General features: G+C 63.1%; 15 protein-coding genes. 7 read left to right on the plus strand and 8 right to left on the minus strand.

Going from position 1 to position 19,545, the window contains the following annotated elements; all coding sequences use genetic code 11:
* Nucleotides 1-133 precede the first annotated feature (133 nt).
* Nucleotides 134-715, plus strand: a complete 582-nt coding sequence (locus ACTJJN_RS15565) for a LysE family translocator (RefSeq protein WP_017148313.1) — start codon at nucleotides 134-136, stop codon at nucleotides 713-715.
* On the opposite strand, the gene ACTJJN_RS15570 is transcribed toward ACTJJN_RS15565, so the two are convergent.
* The 3 genes from ACTJJN_RS15570 to ACTJJN_RS15580 form a co-directional block, all read right to left on the minus strand.
* Nucleotides 680-1,528 (minus strand): AraC family transcriptional regulator, encoded by an 849-nt coding sequence (locus tag ACTJJN_RS15570; RefSeq protein WP_012052174.1) that lies wholly within the window; start codon nucleotides 1,526-1,528, stop codon nucleotides 680-682. The genes ACTJJN_RS15565 and ACTJJN_RS15570 overlap by 36 nt on opposite strands.
* A 47-nt stretch (nucleotides 1,529-1,575) precedes the next feature.
* Nucleotides 1,576-2,694, minus strand: coding sequence for a glycosyltransferase 61 family protein (locus ACTJJN_RS15575; RefSeq protein WP_012052173.1), 1,119 nt, complete (start codon nucleotides 2,692-2,694; stop codon nucleotides 1,576-1,578).
* A 229-nt stretch (nucleotides 2,695-2,923) separates the two neighbouring features.
* Nucleotides 2,924-4,078 (minus strand): hypothetical protein, encoded by a 1,155-nt coding sequence (locus ACTJJN_RS15580; protein ID WP_017148312.1) that lies wholly within the window; start codon nucleotides 4,076-4,078, stop codon nucleotides 2,924-2,926.
* Between the two features lie 451 nt (nucleotides 4,079-4,529).
* Here ACTJJN_RS15580 and ACTJJN_RS15585 point away from each other — a divergent pair, with 451 nt between their 5' ends.
* The 3 genes from ACTJJN_RS15585 (at nucleotide 4,530) to ACTJJN_RS15595 (ending at nucleotide 7,972) form a co-directional block, all read left to right on the plus strand.
* Nucleotides 4,530-6,149: an NADP-dependent glyceraldehyde-3-phosphate dehydrogenase gene (locus ACTJJN_RS15585; protein ID WP_014756934.1), complete on the plus strand. Its 1,620-nt coding sequence runs from the start codon at nucleotides 4,530-4,532 to the stop codon at nucleotides 6,147-6,149.
* A 110-nt stretch (nucleotides 6,150-6,259) separates the two neighbouring features.
* A complete protein-coding gene (locus tag ACTJJN_RS15590) occupies nucleotides 6,260-6,739 on the plus strand; it encodes a VOC family protein (protein WP_004577478.1) in 480 nt (159 codons plus the stop codon).
* A 51-nt stretch (nucleotides 6,740-6,790) separates the two neighbouring features.
* Nucleotides 6,791-7,972 (plus strand): hypothetical protein, encoded by a 1,182-nt coding sequence (locus tag ACTJJN_RS15595; RefSeq protein WP_012052170.1) that lies wholly within the window; start codon nucleotides 6,791-6,793, stop codon nucleotides 7,970-7,972.
* Between the two features lie 126 nt (nucleotides 7,973-8,098).
* Here the strand turns inward: ACTJJN_RS15595 and ilvA are convergent, their stop codons facing one another.
* The 4 genes from ilvA to ACTJJN_RS15615 form a co-directional block, all read right to left on the minus strand.
* Complete coding sequence (gene ilvA / locus ACTJJN_RS15600) at nucleotides 8,099-9,658, minus strand: threonine ammonia-lyase, biosynthetic (protein WP_012052169.1); 1,560 nt, start codon at nucleotides 9,656-9,658, stop codon at nucleotides 8,099-8,101.
* A 180-nt stretch (nucleotides 9,659-9,838) separates the two neighbouring features.
* Nucleotides 9,839-10,270 carry a PACE efflux transporter gene (locus ACTJJN_RS15605; protein WP_003253887.1) on the minus strand — a complete coding sequence of 144 codons (432 nt, stop codon included), beginning with the start codon at nucleotides 10,268-10,270 and terminating at the stop codon, nucleotides 9,839-9,841.
* Between the two features lie 243 nt (nucleotides 10,271-10,513).
* Nucleotides 10,514-11,812, minus strand: a complete 1,299-nt coding sequence (locus tag ACTJJN_RS15610; RefSeq protein ID WP_012052168.1) for an ATP-binding protein — start codon at nucleotides 11,810-11,812, stop codon at nucleotides 10,514-10,516.
* 6 nt (nucleotides 11,813-11,818) lie between these two features.
* Entirely contained in the window at nucleotides 11,819-12,520 is a 702-nt protein-coding gene (locus ACTJJN_RS15615) for a response regulator transcription factor (protein ID WP_003253889.1), read from the minus strand.
* Nucleotides 12,521-12,753: 233 nt separating this feature from the next.
* Between ACTJJN_RS15615 and ACTJJN_RS15620 the strand changes: the two genes are divergently transcribed.
* The 3 genes from ACTJJN_RS15620 to mobA all read left to right on the plus strand — a co-directional run bounded on the left by ACTJJN_RS15620 (nucleotide 12,754) and on the right by mobA (nucleotide 17,706).
* Nucleotides 12,754-13,929, plus strand: a complete 1,176-nt coding sequence (locus ACTJJN_RS15620) for an efflux RND transporter periplasmic adaptor subunit (protein WP_017148311.1) — start codon at nucleotides 12,754-12,756, stop codon at nucleotides 13,927-13,929.
* Between the two features lie 11 nt (nucleotides 13,930-13,940).
* On the plus strand, nucleotides 13,941-17,069 hold the full coding sequence (locus ACTJJN_RS15625) for an efflux RND transporter permease subunit (protein ID WP_012052166.1): 3,129 nt from the start codon (nucleotides 13,941-13,943) through the stop codon (nucleotides 17,067-17,069).
* Between the two features lie 61 nt (nucleotides 17,070-17,130).
* Complete coding sequence (gene mobA, locus ACTJJN_RS15630) at nucleotides 17,131-17,706, plus strand: molybdenum cofactor guanylyltransferase MobA (protein ID WP_012052165.1); 576 nt, start codon at nucleotides 17,131-17,133, stop codon at nucleotides 17,704-17,706.
* 134 nt (nucleotides 17,707-17,840) lie between these two features.
* Here mobA and ACTJJN_RS15635 read toward each other — a convergent pair whose 3' ends face one another.
* Nucleotides 17,841-19,514, minus strand: a complete 1,674-nt coding sequence (locus ACTJJN_RS15635; RefSeq protein ID WP_440781390.1) for a fatty acid CoA ligase family protein — start codon at nucleotides 19,512-19,514, stop codon at nucleotides 17,841-17,843.
* Nucleotides 19,515-19,545 lie beyond the last annotated feature (31 nt).

Here is a 19,545-nt window from a genome sequence, read left to right on the forward strand (position 1 = left end):
ATTACAAAACCTGTAACAACCCTGCATCACCATTAGCCCTGCAGGCGCGAGTCGTGCGCGGGTACTTTTGTTCAATACATCAGACCGTCGGCGACGCGAGGATAACGCCTCCCCAACCACGTGGATCTTCCTCATGAGCCTATCCCTGTCCATGGCCGCCTTCGCCCTTGCGGCGTCTATCTCCCCCGGCCCGGTCAACATCGTCGCCCTTGGCAGCGGTGCCCGCCATGGCCTGCGCGCCAGCCTGGCGCATGTGGCCGGTGCCACGCTGGGTTTCTGCCTGCTGCTGGTGCTGGTCGGGCTGGGCCTGCATCAACTGCTGCTTCGCTGGCCTTTGCTGGGCCTGATGTTGCACTGGGGCGGGGTGGCGTTTCTGCTGTACATGGCGTGGAAGCTGGCCAGTGACGACGGTAACCTGAACAACGCACAGCCTACCCAAGCCCCTTCAGCCTGGCACGGCGCAGCAATGCAGTGGCTGAACCCCAAAGCCTGGTTGGCCGCCGTTGCCGGGGTGGGTGCCTACACCGGTGGTGAACAGCACTTGCTGTGGCTGTTTGCCTGGATCTACGGGCCGATCTGTTTCATCTCGGTGGCCTGCTGGGCCTGGGCCGGCAGCGTGATTCGCCAGTACCTGGACAACCCACGTCACCTGCGCATGCTCAATCGGAGCCTGGCTGTGTTACTGGTCGCCAGTGCGGTTTACCTGATCCTTTAAGGCATGCACGGCTCCTGCAGGAGCGCCCAGGCTAGCGACGGCATTTCTGTAATGCCCCGGTGTCGCCGCCAGGTGCTGTTTGAATGCCCGCTGCAGGTGTGCCTGATCAGCGAACCCGGCCTCCTGTGCAACTTCAGCAATTGAACGGCCCTGGCGCAACTGCGCCCGGGCCAGTTGTACACGCTGGTCTAGCAGGTAACCATGCGGCGTCAGGCCGAAGCGTTGGCCAAAGGCACGAATCAGGTAGGAACGGGACAGGCCGCAAGCCCCGCAGATGTCTTCGAGGCTGAGCGGGTCACTGCGGTGGGCGCGTATGAAAGCAGCCGCTGCATCCAGCCGTGGATTGCCCTGGTCAATCTCGCTGGCATTACGGGCAAGCATGCCCGGCAGCTCGCTGAACAGGGCCGCCAGGCGGGTTTCCCGATCAGGCAGCCTGGCGTCGAACAGGTCGGCAAAGGCCTGCAAAAGCCGCCCGTACAATACAGGTGAGCGGCTCCAGGTCTGCGTTGGCAGGGTAAAACCCACTGCCTGCAACCAAGGCTGATCGACGAACAGCATCAGGTAAGACCAGGATTCCCCGGCAACAGGGTTGCAGGTATGCACCACGCCCGGGTTCATCAACACCGTGGTACCCGCCCCCACCTCAACGCACTGGTCACTGTTGATGTAAGTGCTACGCCCCCCCGTGATCACCCCGATGGAGAAGCTCTCGTGAGAGTGCGCGGCGTAGCACACCTTGCGCCCGTCCCCTACCCGTCGGGCTTCGACGAACGGCAAGGCAGGGTCGCGCCAAAACCGTGATACCTCGATCATCCTCTACTGCCCTGCCCGCCGCGGATCCATGCACCGATACTACACACTTATCGTGGGAACAGATCCAACGTGCGCTCCACTTCGTCAATATCGATCCTGAAACCGTCGCCTTCCGGCAGGCCCACCACAAAGCCAAAATGCTGCTGGTCACGATCCGTCAGGTATTTGTAGTAACTGACGAAACGGTTCGGCGGCTGCAAAGTCAGCAGGCAGCCTCCAGCCTGCAGCACATTCACGCCATGCACCAACTGGCTACCCTCCACCCCGATGACCACTTTAGCCCCGGCGCAGGCCGCGACAATGCTCGGCACATCGGACTTCAGCGGGTTGACGATGCGAAAACCGCGGGTAGTACGCAAGTGTTCGGCAAGCTCCAGCTCGTTGCGCAACAGGCGCAGGTCACCATCACCGCCCCGCAACAGGAAAACCCCCGGGTGCTGCGTGTACGACACATGCGAGAGCAGCTTGTCACCCATGGCCCGGTAGCGAGCATGCCGGCTGCGGTTGTTGCTCTGGTCATCGAACAGCACCAGCTCACGGAAGAACGCACTGCGCAGGCGCAAAGGCTTCATGTCCAGCCAGTCTTCATAGGCCGGTGCCTGGGTAAACAGCGGATACCTGGCAGAGGGGGCGGTGGTCACCGGGATGCCCTCGTTGCAGGCCAGCGCATAGGTCGGACAATCTTCCATCAACCAGGTGCCGAACCAGGCGTTACCGTTTTGTGTGCAGTAGATTGCAGCGCGGTCGATTTCATTGTCGATGAGGATGGTCGGGAAGGTACTCGGCTTCTGTGACAGCCAATGGCTGGCCTTGCCCTTGTACAACGCCCCCTCGACCAGCCATACATCCTTGATCAAGTAGCCGCGGGTTGGCCCTTGCAATGTGTTGACGCCTCCCTGCATGGTCTGCGCCGGGTGCACGTAGGGGTAAAACCGCTTGCCTTCCCAGCCCGTTACCCGCTCCAGCTGGCCAGGCAGGAAAATGGCCGGTGGCGAAACCGTGGCTTCGCCCGGGGCGATGTCCCAGCACTTGGTGGCGACGCTCTTGAGATCGGTCGCCGCTTTTCCACCCAGCCGTTTGCGCGCCATGTGGCGGTAGGCGGCCAAGGTCCAGCTGTGTTGCCTGCCTGCGGGCGATGCACTGAACTGCGAGATGTCGCTTCCCATGAAGCGTCCTCCCTTGATGGCGAAATGTGGAGCCCGGCGCTAGGCGATGTACGAAAAGTCTTGAGACGCAGGTCAGGCAAGGCGAAAACAGCCGAGGAACGGCCGGGGTCGCGCCCGACTGTACTGGAGTACATGAGCATTCCGAGGCGGTTTTCAACGCAGCATGAACCAGTATCAAGGCTTTTCTTACAGCGCCTAGGCGCCAGATCAAAGCATCCCTGGCAGTTACTCAATTACTCGTGACTCTTTCCATGGTGGGCGGTGACTGCAAGCTGGCGTAACGGCTGCGCAACGTTTGCACAAACGGTTCGCCTGCCCCGCTGCCGCCATAGAGATAAATCTTGTGCAGGCCACCAAACACCATTTCGTGATAGCGACTGGCAACTTCCTCATCGCTTGGGCCATCCGGGAGCCCCAAATGCAACGTCAGCTTGTCGCCTTCGACCGCGAACATCGGCGTGTCCCACAGGAACTTTGCCGTACCGGTCTTGGGCAGGCGGACAAACAGGTACGCATGGTTACCCAGCGAATCGATATCACCACCGCGGCGGCGCTTCCACTTCAGCAGGCCGTCGTCCGGGCGCGCCAGACACAGGCCGATGTCGTAATAATCGAAGCCCTGCTCCAGTGCCCATTCAAGCGCCATGAAGGTGGTGATCGAATTCACCTCGCGCAATTTCTTCGCATCGGAAAACACCGCCTCGCAATAGCCAAAGCGCAACGTGCTCCAGTAACGCTTGCCGCCGCGTACCACTTCACACCCCAGGTGGCAGCCGATCACCTCATCGCCCAGCATGATCAAGTCTAGCCGGCCGACACTCTTGGCAATACGGAACACCTCTTCGGTAGGAAACTGCGCGGCATGAATGCCCTGCCGGGCCGAAGCATAAGGGCGCAGCAAATCCCGGTCGGCCATGGCGATTTCTTCGTCCGAAAGGGCTTGGCGCATGTGATACAGCGGCCGGTTCTTACGAATGCTGCGCCGCAGTTCGCTGTCGTAGCGGGCCGTGATGTCTTCCAGAGGGCGCCCCAAGGGCACCACGGCGCTCAGGTAGTGCGGCACTGACAGCGCCCCCGACGTGGGCATTTCGCTGATGACCACGACGTGGCTGGCAGCCGCCGTGGCACTTGCACCGTCTACCATCGATGCGCTGCCCTGACCCTTGCCACCGATCAGCAGCTTGGCCATTTCCCGTTGCTGCTTGCGGCCGATGTAGAGGATTTCGTACGGGCTCTCCTGTTGCGGGCGAAACCTGGCGACTTCCCAGCGCCAGAGACAGGCACGCGCCATCATTTCTCGCACCTTGCTGGCCAGCAGCCTGATTTCGTAGCGCATGGAGGGCGACAGGAGCTTGCGCGCCACAGTCGTCAAGGTCTTTTTCATTTCTTCTTCGACGTCCTTTTGAAGTGCTCTATTGGCCAATCGGAAAAAGAGAAAAATCCAGCAAAAACACTTAACACTTTGATTTTTATAGTGTGGCTTGCAACTTTCTTATCACATTCAGTAACAATTTAAGATGCCTGCAAACGCTTTGGCAAGCGGCTTCTGGCTCACTTTAGATCAAGTTTCATGGCGTCAAATTCCCCGCATCAAACCGACGCTCAACAACACATTTGCTATAACCGTGCCCATCAAGCTCCGCTGGCCACTTCGCTATCCATGAATAACCTTTGACGACTTGCATCAACGTCTCTCAGGCCGCTGACGGATTGCCGGGCAGGCATGGATGGCCATGTTGAACCAGACTGGTGTTTTTCCGGCAGCCAGTGCATGCTCCAAGCTGAAACGATTCAACTGACTTGAAAACCGCCCTTTGATGTGAGGTGCAGTACCCATGGACCGTTTGCTCGATTCACTCTTCCCCAGCGCCGAGAACATCCCGGAAACTTGGCGTCTGGGAGCCCCACTGGAACAACGCGACTACCTGGTCAACGGTGAACTCAGGCGCTGGGACGGCCCGTTGGCCACGGTGCGTAGCCCGGTGTGGCTCAAGCAAGGCGACGAAGAGCATCAGGTCATACTGGGCAGCGCCCCGCTGCTGGATGCCGAGACCGCGCTGACCGCCCTCGATGCTGCCGTGCAGGCCTATGACAAAGGCCGTGGCGCCTGGCCGAACATGCGCGTGGCCGAGCGTATCCAGCATGTGGAATCCTTCCTTGCCCGCATGCGTGAACAGCGCCAGGCCGTGGTCAAGCTGCTGATGTGGGAGATCGGCAAGAACCTGAAGGATTCAGAAAAGGAATTCGATCGCACCTGCGACTACATCGTCGACACCATCAACGCCCTCAAGGACCTGGACCGCCGCTCCAGCCGCTTCGAGCTGGAACAAGGCACCCTCGGCCAGATCCGTCGCGCCCCACTGGGCGTGGCCCTGTGCATGGGGCCCTACAACTACCCGCTGAACGAGACCTTCACCACGCTCATCCCGGCGCTGATCATGGGCAACACGGTGGTGTTCAAGCCGGCCAAGTTCGGCGTACTGCTGATCCGCCCCTTGCTCGAAGCGTTCCGCGACAGCTTCCCGGCAGGCGTGATCAATGTCATCTATGGACGCGGCCGGGAAACGGTGAGCGCGCTGATGGCCAGCGGCAAGGTCGATGTATTCGCCTTCATCGGCACCCACAAGGCCGCCAGCGACCTGAAAAAACTGCACCCACGCCCGCATCGTCTGCGCGCCGCACTGGGCCTGGACGCCAAGAACCCGGGCATCGTGCTACCCCAGGTCGACCTCGACAACGCTGTCGAAGAGGCCGTCACCGGGGCGTTGTCGTTCAACGGCCAGCGCTGCACGGCACTGAAGATCCTGTTCGTGCACGAGGATGTGGTCGAGGCCTTCCTCGACAAGTTTCAGCGCAAATTGGCGGCGCTCAAGCCCGGCATGCCGTGGGAACCTGGCGTGGCGCTGACACCATTGCCCGAGCCTGGCAAGGTCGACTACCTCGATGGCCTGGTTGCCGATGCGACGGCCAAGGGCGCGCGCGTGCTCAACGAAAATGGCGGGCACAGCCGCGGCTCATTCTTCTACCCGGCCTTGCTGTACCCGGTCAGCCGGGAAATGCGCGTGTACCACGAGGAGCAGTTCGGCCCGCTGGTACCGGTGGTGCCCTACCGCGACCTGCAGACAGTGATCGACTATGTGCTGGACTCCGACTACGGTCAGCAACTGAGCCTGTTCGGCAACGACCCGGCCACCATCGGCAGCCTCGTCGACATCTTCGCCAACCAGGTCGGGCGCATCAACATCAATGCTCAGTGCCAACGCGGCCCTGACACCTACCCGTTCAACGGCCGCAAGAACAGCGCCGAGGGCACGCTCTCGGTGGATGACGCTTTGCGTGTGTTCTCCATCCGGACGCTGGTCGCCACCCGCTTCCAGGAGGCCAACAAAGCGCTGATCAGCGAGATCATTCGCAACCGCCAGTCAAGCTTCCTGACCACCGACTACATCTTCTGACCGCCGCGCTTATAGACAATCGATCTAGCGTCACTGTCGATTTTCCATCTGGGCGAACGACTCTAAGCAACAGGGCGCCTTTCGGCGCCCATTGCACAGGAGAGTCGAACATGGCAGTCAAACCCATCCCCGAAGGCCAGCACAGCATCACGCCCTACCTGGCCATCAACGACGCCGCCAAGGCCATCGAGTTCTACAAGCAAGCCTTTGGCGCGAAGGAAATGTTCCGCCTCGATGCCCCGGGCGGTCGCGTTGGCCATGCCGAACTGAGAATCGGCGATTCGTCGCTGATGCTGGGCGACCCCTGCGACATGGAAGGCGGCCTCACCGCCAGCCAGAAGCTCAGCGGTGCGGGTGTTGGCCTGCACTTGTATGTTGAAGACTGCGACAAGGTTTACGCCCAGGCCCTGGCCGCCGGGGGCATCCAGTTACATCCCTTGACCGACCAGTTTTACGGTGACCGCAGCGGCACCCTGAAAGATCCGTTTGGCAACATCTGGTTCGTGTCCACCCACAAAGAGGACCTGACCCCCGACGAGATTCGCGCCCGTGCCGCGAAGATGTTCGGCGGTAGCCAAGCGGCGAGTTGAAAGCCGCGCGACTTTGCTTGAAGCTTGAGGCTCGTAGCTTGGAGCTGCTTCATGCGAATCATCGACAAAACCGCCACCCAGGTGCGCAGCCTGACCCCCGCTGAAGAGGAACTGCTGGTCGGCTTTGCCACCGGCAGCCTCGCCGGCCCGCGCCTGCTACAGGCCAACCAGCTACTGATGAAAGTACGCAACGCCAACCAGTGGCTGGCTTGCGACTGCCGCAACGATGCCTTGCCGGTGCTCAATGTCACCCTCAACGGCAGCACCGGCACACTTTTCCTCAAGAACAACCCAGGCACCGCCGAGCACGCGCCTGGCTGCCCGTTCACCAAGGACGAGCGGGAAGCCGCCGAACGTGAAAACGACCCCGCACCACCTGCCGCCTGGCTGCCACCCGATACACCCTTGCGCCTGATCAGCGACTTCCGTGCTGGCACGGCCGGTGGCGCCGGCGACGGCAACGACAGACGCGAACAGCAGCGCCTGCTGTCACTGCTGCTAACCTGGATTGAAACCAGCGGGCTCAACCTCTACGCCACCCACTTGAAAAAAGACCTGACCACGCAGTTTGCCGAGTTGCGCAGCGTGGCCAGCCGCTATCCGTTGCTGGAGCGGGTGCCCGCCAGCAACTACCTGGAAACCCGCCTGGACATGAAGCACATGATGATGCTCAAGTCCCGCCTGCGCGAAGCGTCTGTGTTCGGCAACCACCGCCGCCACGGTCTGCTGCTGGACTGCGTCGACCAGATCAAAGGGCGCAAGTTGTTCAACAACCGCAGCGAGGACGGCTTCGACTTCCAGGGGCATCACCTGTACTGGGGCGGGAGCCGCACCACCGGGCCGTTGCTGGCGCTGATGATCTACTCGCCGACCAGCGCCGGCAGCCATTTCTATGAGCTGATTCATGTGGCCAGTGTGCCCGTGCTGTCGCGCGCCCACCTGTTCCCGGTGTACCGCGATGAAGAGCGCGAGCCGCTCAAGGCATTGGTGTCGCTGATCGACTGGATGGCCAGTAAAGGGGTGAAAGTGCAGATGCGTCGCCCCGTGATCGGTGGGCAGGTGATGGATGAGCTGGTGCTGACCTCGGACCAGGACCGGGTGTTGTCAGTGTCGCTGCTGGAACAGCCCATCGGCCCCGAGCCGGATACCGAGAACTTCAAGCGCTACGCCGACTTCAAAAGCCTGGAAACATTCCGCAAGTTCGTTGCCGGCTTTTTCATGCGCGAGCGTTGAAACCCACTCGTTGGCTCGCGCAGTTTCTTGCAGGAGATCGCCCTGCCCTTTGGACCGGGCGATCACGCTGCGAACAAAGGCGGCAAGCAAGCGGCTAGACACGCCTGCATTGGCCACACAGGTGCCTCAGCCCAGGAACAGCTTGTACGCCGGGTTGTCAGTCTCGTCCCAATACCGGTACCCCATCTCGTCCAGCGTCAACGGCAAGCTCGCCAATTCGTCCGCTGGCACTTCCAAAGCAGCGAACACCCGCGCCTCCGCCGCACCATGGTTGCGGTAATGGAACAGGCTGATGTTCCAACGTTTGCCCAACCGCTCCAGAAACCCCAGCAACGCCCCTGGCCGTTCGGGAAACTCGAAGCGCAGGACCCGCTCATCAGCCCCTGACGCGGCATGCCCGCCCACGGTATGGCGCACATGCAGCTTTGCCAGCTCGTTGTCGGTCAGGTCCAGCACGCTGTACCCCTGCTCCCGCAGGCTGGCCAGCAACTGCTCACGTGGGTCGTGCACCGGGTGGGTCTGCACGCCCACGAACAGGCGCGCCTCCTTGCCAGGGTAGAAGCGGTAGTTGAATTCGGTGATCTGCCGCTTGCCCAGTGCCTGGCAAAAGGCCCGGAAGCTGCCCGGCTGTTCCGGAATTGTCACGGCGATGATCGCCTCGCGCTGCTCGCCCAGCTCGGCCCGCTCGGCCACGTGGCGCAAGCGGTCGAAATTGACGTTGGCCCCGGAGTCGATGGCCACCAGGGTCTGCCCCTGCACACCTTCACGCGCCACGTACTTCTTGATCCCGGCCACGGCCAAGGCCCCGGACGGCTCGGTGATCGAACGGGTGTCGTCGTAGATATCCTTGATCGCCGCGCACAGCTCGTCACTGCTCACCGTCACCACCTCGTCGACGAAGTGGCGGCACAGCTCGAAGCAATGGGCGCCGATCTGCGCCACCGCCACGCCATCGGCAAAGGTGCCGACCTGCGGCAGGATCACGCGTTCGCCGACGGCCATGGCAGCCTGCAGGCAGTTGGAATCCACCGGTTCGACGCCGATCACCTTCACCTCAGGGCGCAGGTACTTCACATAGGCGGCGATCCCGGCGATCAACCCACCACCGCCCACGGGCACAAAGATCGCGTCCAGCGCCCCCGGGCGCTGACGGAGGATTTCCATGGCCACGGTACCCTGCCCGGCGATCACATCCGGGTCATCGAACGGTGGCACGAAGGTCGCGCCTTCGCTGTCGGCCAGCTTCAGTGCATGGGCCAGCGCATGCGGGAAGCTCTCGCCATGCAGCACCACATGCCCGCCGCGCGAACGCACGCCTTCCACTTTCAACGATGGCGTGGTGGTGGGCATGACGATCGTTGCTTTGATACCCAGATGCGATGCCGCCAAGGCCACGCCCTGGGCATGGTTGCCCGCCGAAGCGGTGATCACCCCGCGCTCACGCTGCACATCGGTCAGACGCGACAGGCGGGTGTAGGCACCGCGGATCTTGAACGAAAACGTAGGCTGCAGGTCTTCGCGCTTGAGCAACACCTGGTTGCCCAGGGCGGCAGACAAGGCCGGGGCCGCTTGCAGGGGCGTTTCGATGGCCAGGTCGTACACCGGCGCGGCAAGAATGCGCCGCACCTGCTCCGACAGCAGTTGCTGGGGGGTGACGGTAGTACGAGGGACACTGAAGCTGGTCATCGATGACTCCTTGGCTGTTTTTACGTTGCCCAGGAGTCAGAGAGAAAAAACCCGCCTCCAGGGCGGGTTCGGTGCACGTACGCGCTAGCCCGCCAAGCTGATAATGGCGGTAATAATAATGGCGTTCACGTGCGGGAATGTGTTCATGGGTAGGAACTTAGCCTGCCTCGCGGCCAGAAGTCAACACTTGGCCTGCTGCGCCGAAAGCGGCACATCGAACACCTTGTCGAAGCCCCACTGGAAGACAAAGGCGTAAACGAAGAAGAACACGAACAGCGCCAGGTTGGTCAGCAGTGCCGCCCACAGGCTCACGTCCAGCCAGTACGCCACCAGCGGCAGCAGAATCACCACCAGCCCACCCTCGAAACCCAGCGCGTGCAGCAGGCGCCGCAAGAAGGTGCGCTCACGCTTGTGCTGGCGTGCTTCCCAACGTTCGAACACCCAGTTGTAGCCCATGTTCCAGCTCATCGCGATACCCGACATCAGCACCGAGAGCACGGTCGACTGCGCCATGCCGGCGCCGAACGCCAGCTCCAGCGCGGGCGCCACACAGGCGACGGCGATGGCCTCATAGAGAATGGCCTGGACGATCTTGCGGGCCTTGCCTTGCATGTTCAGCTCCCTGAATGAACGACCTGTAAAGCTACAAGATGTAGCCCCCAAGAAAAAGCCCGAACGCTGGACAACTTCGCGCGTGGCCGCCCGGCTGTGAGGTAAAGCGTTCGCCATAGGCGTTGAAGGGCTGGACCCGCTGGGGCCGAACAACGCGTGGCGGCGCCGTCCCTGCCCAGGTGTTGCATGAAGCCAAGACCGCTTTGCGTTGGGATCAAGCCAGTTGGCAGACCAGGTGAAACATCATCCGGCGGGCAAACGAATCCTGAACTGCGCCCCACCCAGCGCCGACTGCGCCAGGGTCAAGGTACCACCCTGCCCCTCGATCGCCCGGCGGCTGATGGCCAACCCCAGGCCAAAACCACCGGTGTTGCGATCGCGACTGCGGTCCAGACGGTAGAACGGCTGGAACACCCGCTCGCGCTCCTCCACAGGGACGCCAATCCCGTCATCCTCAACCGTCAGCAAGCAGGCGCCATCGGCTTCCAGGCGCAGGCGCAGCAACAGGCTTTCATCGCAATAACGCATGGCATTGCGCACCAGGTTCTGCACCGCGCGCGCCGTCAGTCGCGGGTCCAGTACAAAGCGCGGCAACTCACCCTCGGCGCGCACTTCCCACTGGATACCCCGGCCATCGAGTTCCTCGGCAAAGCCCCCAAGCACACTGTCGACCAGCTCCAGCAGCGATACCTCCACCCGCTCTCGCGCCTGATCGGCATTGTACAACCGGCTGTAGGACAGCAGCTCCAGCACCAGTTCATCCAGCTCGCGCACATGCCCGACCAGCTCCAGCAGGCGCTTGCGGCTGGCTGGCGGCACTTCGTCGAACAGCAGCACCAGGCCGAAGTCCAGCCGGGTCAGTGGCGTGCGTAACTCGTGCGATACCGCATTGAGCAGTTCACGCTGCTGGTTGACATGGCGTTCCAGGTCACTGGCCATGGTGTCGAATACCCCGGCCAGCTCACCAATGTTGGAGTGAGGCGAAATGTGCGTACGCTCAGCCATCTGCCCCTGGCCCAGGCGCCGAGCGGTCTCCTTGAGGCGCTCCAGATCACGCCAGTGCGGCCAAACCCACAGCAGCAGGCAACCCAGCATGGCTGCACCAATCAATACGGTCACGCCCCACGACAGCACGTTGATGTCCAGCGGGTCTGGCGGGGAATGCAGGCGTACCAGCCACTCCTTGTCCAGCGGCGCCAGCACCGTCTCGTAATAGCCCCACTCGGCAATGCGCACTGCGTACAGGCCATGCTCCAGGCGCGCCTGCTCCTCATCGCTCAAACCGGCCTGATCCCTGCGCAGCAGCTGCAGTTCCAGCGGCGCGAAATCACTGGCCAGTTCCTGCTCCACCGCTGGCCACTGCTCGCGCGGGGCCTGGCGGAACTGGCGCACGATCAACGCTTGTACACCCTTGGCCTGGTCCAGGTTGTAGGCCATGAACCGGTCGCGGAACAGGCCGACAATGGTGTCAGGGATGAACAGCAATGCGCCGGCGTAGGCGACGATGATCACCAGGTACAACCGCACCAGGATCTTGAGCATGGCCGATCAGCACTCCCACTCGACACGGCTGAACAGGTAGCCCTTGCCCCACACGGTCTTGATCTTGCGCGCTTCGCCGGCGTTGTCGTCGAACTTGCGCCGCAGTTTGGAAATGGCCACGTCAACGGAGCGATCGGTGCCATTGAACTCGATGCCGCGCAGTTGTTGCAGGATACGGTCGCGGTTCATCACCTCACCGGCATTGCGCGCCAACACCACCAGCAGGTTGTACTCGCCGCTGGACAGCTCCACCTCCTCGCCGCGCCAACTCACCGTGCGCTCGGCCAGGTCGATGCGCAGGCCACCAATCAGGATCAGGTCGTTTTCCAGGCGCGGTTCGTTGACACTGCTGCGGCGCAGCAGCGTGCGCACGCGGGCCAGCAGCACGCGTGGCTCACAGGGTTTGGTCACGTAGTCGTCGGCCCCCATTTCCAGGCCAAGCACCTGGTCATGGCTGTCGTCGCGGGCCGTCAGCATGAGGATTGGCAGGGTCTGCGACTCCTGGCGCAGCAGCCGGCACAGCTGCAGGCCATCGATGCCCGGCAGCATCAGATCAAGGATGACCAGGTCAGGCCTTTGCCGACGGTACTCGTCCAGCACATGATCGCCCCGGGCGATCACCTGGACATGGAAGTCGTTGCGTTGCAGGTAGCTGGCGATCAGCTCGGACAGGGCGCTGTCGTCTTCGACCAGGAAAATATTCGGCATAGGTGCTTGGGCGTCTGGGTTGAAGTAAGCCTGTGGCGAGCGCTTCGCGGGNGCAGGTCCCCGTCGGAGCGGCTTCACCCGCGAAGAGGCCAGCACAGGCCCATGCAGAATATAGAACCCAACCACTCGACAGGATCATTCTTCACACTTTTTCACACTCGCCCTACAGGTATTAACAGCCGCCCAGGCAGCGTCTGACTTAGCATATACACGGTCATCATCGGAAGATCCGCATGCCTACTACCCTCTCCCCGTGCCTGCGCCCGTTGGCGCTCATGGCATTGCTGAGCCTGTCCCTGGCCGGCTGCAGCGACAGCGCCGAGCCAGACGACCAGGCCCCCACTGCGCAAGTGCGCGTGGAAACCCTGCAACTGCAGCCACTGGCCATCAGCAGCGAACTCAGCGGCCGTATCCTCGCGCCACGCACCGCCGAAGTGCGTGCGCGGGTCGCAGGCGTGGTGCTCAAGCGGGTGTACCGCGAAGGCAGCGACGTCAAGCAGGGTGATGTACTGTTCCTGATCGACCCGGCACCGTTCAAGGCCGACCACGATAGCGCCCGCGCCACGCTGGCCAAGGCCGAGGCCACCCGGTACCAGGCGCGCCTGCAAGAGCAGCGCTACCGCGAGCTGGTCGACGACAAAGCCGTCAGCCGCCAGGAATACGACAACGCCAAGGCCAGTTTCCTGCAGGCCGATGCCGAAGTGGCCGAAGCCAGGGCGGCGCTGGAGCGCGCCCGGCTGAACCTCGGCTATGCCACCGTGACCGCGCCGATCTCCGGCCGTATCGGCCGCGCCCAGGTCACCGAAGGCGCGCTGGTCGGGCAAAACGAAACCACCCCGCTGGCGACCATCCAGCAACTGGACCCGATCCATGCCGATGTCACCCAGTCTACCCGTGAGCTCAACGCGCTGCGCCGCGCCCTGCGCGCTGGCGAATTGCAGCAGGTGGGCGACGGCCAGGCACGCGCCACGCTGATCCAGGATGACGGCAGCGCCTACCCGCTGCCGGGCAAGCTGCTGTTCTCCGACATCAGTGTCGATCCCAGCACCAACCAGATCACCCTGCGCAGCGAGTTCCCCAACCCGGACCTCGACCTGCTGCCTGGCAGCTACGTGCGGGTACGCCTGGAGCAAGCGGTGCAACCCAAGGGCCTGAGCGTGCCGCAACGCGCCATCCTGCGTGACAGCGCCGGTGTGCCGAAGGTGCTGGTGGTAGACCAGCACGCCCGGGTCAGCGACCGCCAGGTTGTACTGGGCAGCGCCCAAGGCGACCGCTGGGTCGTCAGCGAGGGCCTGGCGGCCGGCGAACGGGTGGTGGTCGAAGGCCTGCAGCACGTCAAGGCCGGTGACCAGGTGCAGGTCGACAACGCACCCGCTGCCCCGCCCATCGCACAGCATACCGGCCAGTGAGGGCCTGATTCATGCCGCAATTCTTCATCGATCGCCCGGTATTCGCCTGGGTGGTCGCACTGTTCATCCTGCTGGCCGGCGCGCTGGCCATCCCGCAGCTGCCGGTCGCCCAGTACCCCAACGTGGCACCGCCGCAGGTGGAAATCTACGCCGTGTACCCAGGCGCCTCGGCGGCGACCATGGACGAAAGCGTGGTCAGCCTGATCGAGCAAGAGCTCAATGGCGCCGACAACTTGTTGTACTTCGAATCGCAGAGCAGCCTGGGCAGCGCCACCATCACCGCCACCTTCGCCCCGGGCACCCACCCGGACCTGGCCCAGGTCGACGTGCAGAACCGCCTGAAGGTGGTCGAGTCGCGCCTGCCACGCCCGGTCACCCAGCAAGGCCTGCAGGTGGAGAAAGTGTCCACCGGCTTCCTGCTGTTGGCCACCCTCACCTCCGAAGACGGCAAACTCGATGAAACCGCGCTGTCGGACATCCTGGCACGTAACGTGATGGACGAAATCCGCCGCCTCAAGGGCGTCGGCAAGGCCCAGTTGTATGGCTCCGAACGCGCCATGCGCATCTGGATCGACCCGCGCAAGCTGATTGGCTTCAACCTCACACCCAACGATGTGGCCGAAGCCATCGCCGCGCAGAACGCCCAGGTGGCCCCTGGCAGCATCGGCGATCTGCCCAGCCGCAGCACCCAGGAAATCACCGCCAACGTGGTGGTCAAAGGCCAGTTGAGCAGCCCCGAAGCGTTTGCTGCCATTGTCCTGCGTGCCAACCCGGACGGCTCCACGGTCACCATCGGGGATGTCGCCCGGGTTGAAATCGGCGCCCAGGAATACCAGTACGGCACGCGCCTGAACGGCAAACCGGCCACGGCCTTCAGCGTGCAGTTGTCACCCGGCGCCAACGCCATGGAAACCGCTACCCTGGTACGGGCGAAGATGCAGGACCTGGCGCGCTACTTCCCGGAAGGCGTCAAGTACGACATCCCCTACGACACCTCGCCGTTCGTCAAGGTGTCGATCGAGCAGGTCATCAACACCCTGTTCGAAGCCATGCTGCTGGTGTTCGCAGTCATGTTCCTGTTCCTGCAGAACCTGCGCTACACACTGATCCCGACCCTGGTCGTGCCAGTGGCATTGATGGGCACCTTCGCCGTGATGCTGGCCATGGGCTTCTCGGTCAATGTGCTGACACTGTTCGGCATGGTACTGGCCATCGGCATTCTGGTCGACGATGCCATTGTGGTGGTGGAGAACGTCGAACGCATCATGGCCGAAGAAGGCTTGCCGCCCAAGGACGCCACACGCAAGGCCATGGGCCAGATCAGCGGTGCAATCGTTGGCATCACGCTGGTGCTGGTGGCGGTATTCCTGCCCATGGCCTTCATGCAAGGCTCGGTGGGGGTGATCTACCAGCAGTTCTCGCTGTCGATGGCGGTGTCGATCCTGTTCTCGGCGTTTCTCGCCCTCAGCCTGACCCCGGCATTGTGCGCCACCTTGCTCAAACCCGTGGCCAAGGGCGAGCACCATGAACGCAAAGGCTTCTTCGGCTGGTTCAATCGCCGCTTCGAACGCATGAGCAACGGCTACCAGCGCTGGGTGGTGCAGGCGCTCAAGCGCAGCGGCCGCTACCTGCTGGTGTACGCGGTGCTGCTGGCGGTGCTGGGCTACGGTTTCAGCCAGCTGCCTACGGCGTTCCTGCCCACCGAAGACCAAGGCTACACCATTACCGACATTCAACTGCCGCCGGGCGCCAGCCGCATGCGCACCGAACAGGTAGCCGCGCAGATCGAGGCGCACAACGCCGAAGAACCGGGCGTGGGCAACACCACCTTGATCCTCGGCTTCAGCTTCTCCGGTAGCGGGCAGAACGCGGCGCTGGCCTTCACCACCCTCAAGGACTGGTCCGAGCGCGGCGCCGACGACAGCGCCCAGTCGATCGCCGACCGCGCGACCATGGCCTTCACCCAGCTCAAGGACGCGATAGCCTATTCGGTGCTGCCGCCCCCCATCGACGGCCTCGGTGAGTCTACCGGTTTCGAATTTCGCCTTCAGGACCGTGGCGGCATGGGCCACGCCGAGCTGATGGCAGCCCGTGACCAGTTGCTCGAAAGCGCCAGCAAAAGCAAGGTGCTGACCAACGTGCGCGAAGCCTCGCTGGCGGAAAGCCCGCAGGTGCAACTGGAAATCGACCGCCGCCAGGCTAATGCACTGGGCGTGTCGTTTGCCGATATCGGCACGGTGCTGGACGTGGCCGTAGGCTCCAGCTACGTCAACGATTTCCCCAACCAGGGCCGTATGCAGCGGGTGGTGGTGCAGGCCGAAGGTGACCAGCGCAGCCAGGTTGAAGACTTGCTGAACATTCACGTGCGCAACGACAGCGGCAAGATGGTGCCACTGGGTGCGTTCGTTCAGGCCAGGTGGGTCAGCGGCCCGGTGCAACTGACCCGCTACAACGGTTACCCGGCGGTGTCGATCTCTGGCGAGCCAGCCGCCGGCTACAGCTCGGGCGAAGCCATGGCCGAAGTCGAGCGGCTGGTGGCGCAGCTACCGGCCGGTACCGGCCTGGAATGGACCGGCCTGTCATTGCAGGAGCGGCTGTCCGGTAGCCAGGCCCCCCTGCTGATGGCGCTGTCGCTGCTGGTGGTGTTCCTGTGCCTGGCTGCGCTGTACGAAAGCTGGTCGATCCCGACTGCGGTGCTGCTGGTCGTTCCGCTCGGCGTGCTCGGTGCGGTGCTGGCGGTGACCTTGCGCGGTATGCCCAACGACGTTTTCTTCAAGGTTGGCCTGATCACGCTGATTGGCCTGTCGGCGAAGAACGCCATCCTGATCATCGAGTTTGCCAAACATCTGGTAGACCAGGGCGTGGACGCCGTCGACGCCGCCGTGCAAGCGGCTCGCCTGCGCCTGCGGCCGATCGTGATGACTTCGCTGGCGTTCATCCTCGGCGTGGTGCCCCTGGCCATCGCCAGCGGCGCAAGCTCTGCCAGCCAGCAAGCGATTGGCACCGGGGTGATCGGCGGCATGCTCAGCGCCACGCTGGCAGTGGTGTTCGTGCCGGTGTTCTTCGTGGTGGTGATGCGCCTGTCCCGGCGACGCCAGGCGCATGACAGCGACGGGCAACCCGTGCCCCGCGAAAGCTGACTGGACAAGCCCCGCGTGAAATGGGAGGGTTCCCGGCAATGACTGCCCGGAACCCTTTTTCATGCCTGATGCACGCCCCCCCTGCTCCATCCTCATTCTCGCCGGTGGCCGCGGCCAGCGCATGGGCGGCCGTGACAAGGGCCTGGTGGACTGGCGAGGCGAGCCGTTAATTGCACATGTTCATCGAGTGGTGCGGCCACTGAGCGACGACCTGGTGATTTCCTGCAATCGCAACCAGGCGGATTACCGGGCATACGCCGACCGGTTGGTGGGCGATGCAGAAGCCGACTTCCCAGGGCCGCTGGCGGGGGTGATTGCCGGGCTCAAGGTGGCACGTCATGGGTGGGTGGTGGTGCTGGCTTGCGATGCGCCGCTGGTTGATCGCGAATTGATCGAGGGCCTGCTGCGGCTGGCAGTGGCCGGTAACAGCGCGGCAATGGTGCGTCAGGGTGGTTTTTGGCAGCCGATGTTCAGCGTACTGCCCAAGCGGGTGTTGCCGGCGCTGGAGCAGGCCTGGGCAGCGGGTGAGCGGAGTTTGCAGAAGGCCTTGCTGCGCGAGGCGGTGCAGGGGCTGGAGTGCGCCGAGAGTGATCGCCGGCTAAGCAACTTCAACAGCCCGGAACGGCTGCAGGACTGAGGGCATGACACCGTTAACACAGGTAGTTCACTGGCCAGCAGGGCCGGCCCTTTAGCGGGTGAACCCGCTCCTACGGGCGACCGCGCAGGATGTTCGAATCTTGAGCAAGGCGTTCACCTTGGGCACGTAAAAGGTCATCTGGCAGACAGCTCTTCAACACTGATCTCGCGCATCCGGAACTTCTGCACCTTGCCCGTAACCGTCATCGGAAACGCGTCGACAAAACGGAAGTACCTGGGCACCTTGAAGTGCGCAATCCTCGCCCTCGCCCACTCACGCAACGCGTCCTCACTGACAGCATGCCCCGGATGCAGCCGCACCCAGGCCACGATCTCTTCACCGTACTTGCTGCACGGCACGCCAATCACCTGCACATCGGCCACCGCCGGATGGGTGAAGAAGAACTCCTCCAGCTCGCGCGGATAAATGTTCTCGCCGCCGCGAATGATCATGTCCTTGCTACGTCCGACAATACGCACATAGCCCTGCTCGTCCATCACCGCCAGGTCGCCGGTGTGCATCCAGCCCTCTGCGTCGATGCTCTCGGCGGTGGCTTTGGGGTTGTTCCAGTAACCCAGCATCACGCTGTAGCCGCGGGTGCACAGTTCGCCGATCTCGCCACGCGGGACAGTGTTGCCTTCGGCGTCCACCACCTTGCTCTCCAGCCGGGGCTGGGTGCGACCGACGCTGGTCACGCGACGCTCCAGGTCGTCAGCGGCACCGGTCTGCAAGGACACCGGGCTGGTCTCGGTCATGCCATAGGCAATCTGCACTTCGGCCATGTGCATCTCGCCAATCACGCGGCGCATCACCTCGATCGGGCAGGTCGCGCCGGCCATGATCCCGGTGCGCAGGCTCGACAGGTCGAACTCTCCACGCTGCGGATGGTCCAGTTCGGCAATGAACATGGTCGGCACGCCATACAGCGCAGTGGCTTTTTCCTGCGCCACTGCCCGCAGCGTGGCCAGCGGGTCGAAGGCATCGCTGGGGTAAATCAGTGCGCTGCCGTGTGTCATGCAGCCAAGGTTGGCCATGACCATGCCGAAGCAGTGGTACAGCGGCACCGGCACCACCAGCCGATCGTGCTCGGTAAGGCCCAGGCTTTCACCGACCATGTACCCGTTGTTGAGGATATTGCTGTGGCTAAGGGTGGCCCCCTTGGGGAAACCGGTGGTGCCTGAGGTGTACTGGATATTGATCGGGTCGTCGCAACGCAGTTGTGCCTGGCGCGCGGCCAGGGCCTCGCCGCTGACGGCCTCGGCACGGGCCTGCAATGCGTGCCAAGCCAGGAAGCCCGGCGGTGGCGACAGCGCCAGGCTGACCACGCCACGCAGCTCGGGGAAGCGCTCGCAGATCAGCGCGCCCGGTTGGCTGTTGGCCAGGCCCGGGAGCAGGCCCTGCAGCGTGGCGTGGTAATCGGAGGTCTTGAACGCATCGGCACAGATCACCCAGCGGCAGCCGGACTGGCCAAGGGCGTAGTCCAGTTCGCTGGAACGGTAGGCCGGGTTGATGTTGACCAGGATCGCGCCAACCTTGGCGCTGGCAAACTGGGTAATGCACCACTCGGCGCAGTTGGGTGCCCAGATGCCAAGACGGTCACCGGGCTGCACGCCCAGGGCCATCAGCGCGCGGGCGTGCTGGTCGACAGCGTCGGCCAGTTGCCGCCACGTGTAGCGCAGGGCCTGATGGTGAACCACCAGCGCCTCACGCTCGGGGAAGCGGGCCACGGTGGCGTCGAAGGCGTCGCCGATGCATTGGGTCAGCAGGGGCTTGTCCTGGTTGCCCTGGGTGTAGCTTGGCTGGGGCATAGGCGTTCTCTTGTTGTTCTTGTGTTTTCTG

This window comes from Pseudomonas sp. 22515, assembly GCF_052044625.1.
Lineage (GTDB): Bacteria > Pseudomonadota > Gammaproteobacteria > Pseudomonadales > Pseudomonadaceae > Aquipseudomonas > Aquipseudomonas alloputida.

Bases quoted from the DNA above. Each gene is read 5' to 3' on its own strand.
- ACTJJN_RS15625 (WP_012052166.1), top strand. From the start codon at position 13,941: ATGCCGCAATTCTTCATCGATCGCCCGGTATTCGCCTGGGTGGTCGCA.
- ACTJJN_RS15615 (WP_003253889.1), bottom strand. From the start codon at position 12,520: ATGCCGAATATTTTCCTGGTCGAAGACGACAGCGCCCTGTCCGAGCTG.
- ACTJJN_RS15565 (WP_017148313.1), top strand. From the start codon at position 134: ATGAGCCTATCCCTGTCCATGGCCGCCTTCGCCCTTGCGGCGTCTATC.
- ilvA (WP_012052169.1), bottom strand. From the start codon at position 9,658: ATGACCAGCTTCAGTGTCCCTCGTACTACCGTCACCCCCCAGCAACTG.
- ACTJJN_RS15590 (WP_004577478.1), top strand. From the start codon at position 6,260: ATGGCAGTCAAACCCATCCCCGAAGGCCAGCACAGCATCACGCCCTAC.
- ACTJJN_RS15610 (WP_012052168.1), bottom strand. From the start codon at position 11,812: ATGCTCAAGATCCTGGTGCGGTTGTACCTGGTGATCATCGTCGCCTAC.
- ACTJJN_RS15635 (WP_440781390.1), bottom strand. From the start codon at position 19,514: ATGCCCCAGCCAAGCTACACCCAGGGCAACCAGGACAAGCCCCTGCTG.
- ACTJJN_RS15585 (WP_014756934.1), top strand. From the start codon at position 4,530: ATGGACCGTTTGCTCGATTCACTCTTCCCCAGCGCCGAGAACATCCCG.
- ACTJJN_RS15580 (WP_017148312.1), bottom strand. From the start codon at position 4,078: ATGAAAAAGACCTTGACGACTGTGGCGCGCAAGCTCCTGTCGCCCTCC.
- ACTJJN_RS15620 (WP_017148311.1), top strand. From the start codon at position 12,754: ATGCCTACTACCCTCTCCCCGTGCCTGCGCCCGTTGGCGCTCATGGCA.
- ACTJJN_RS15570 (WP_012052174.1), bottom strand. From the start codon at position 1,528: ATGATCGAGGTATCACGGTTTTGGCGCGACCCTGCCTTGCCGTTCGTC.
- mobA (WP_012052165.1), top strand. From the start codon at position 17,131: ATGCCTGATGCACGCCCCCCCTGCTCCATCCTCATTCTCGCCGGTGGC.
- ACTJJN_RS15595 (WP_012052170.1), top strand. From the start codon at position 6,791: ATGCGAATCATCGACAAAACCGCCACCCAGGTGCGCAGCCTGACCCCC.
- ACTJJN_RS15605 (WP_003253887.1), bottom strand. From the start codon at position 10,270: ATGCAAGGCAAGGCCCGCAAGATCGTCCAGGCCATTCTCTATGAGGCC.
- ACTJJN_RS15575 (WP_012052173.1), bottom strand. From the start codon at position 2,694: ATGGGAAGCGACATCTCGCAGTTCAGTGCATCGCCCGCAGGCAGGCAA.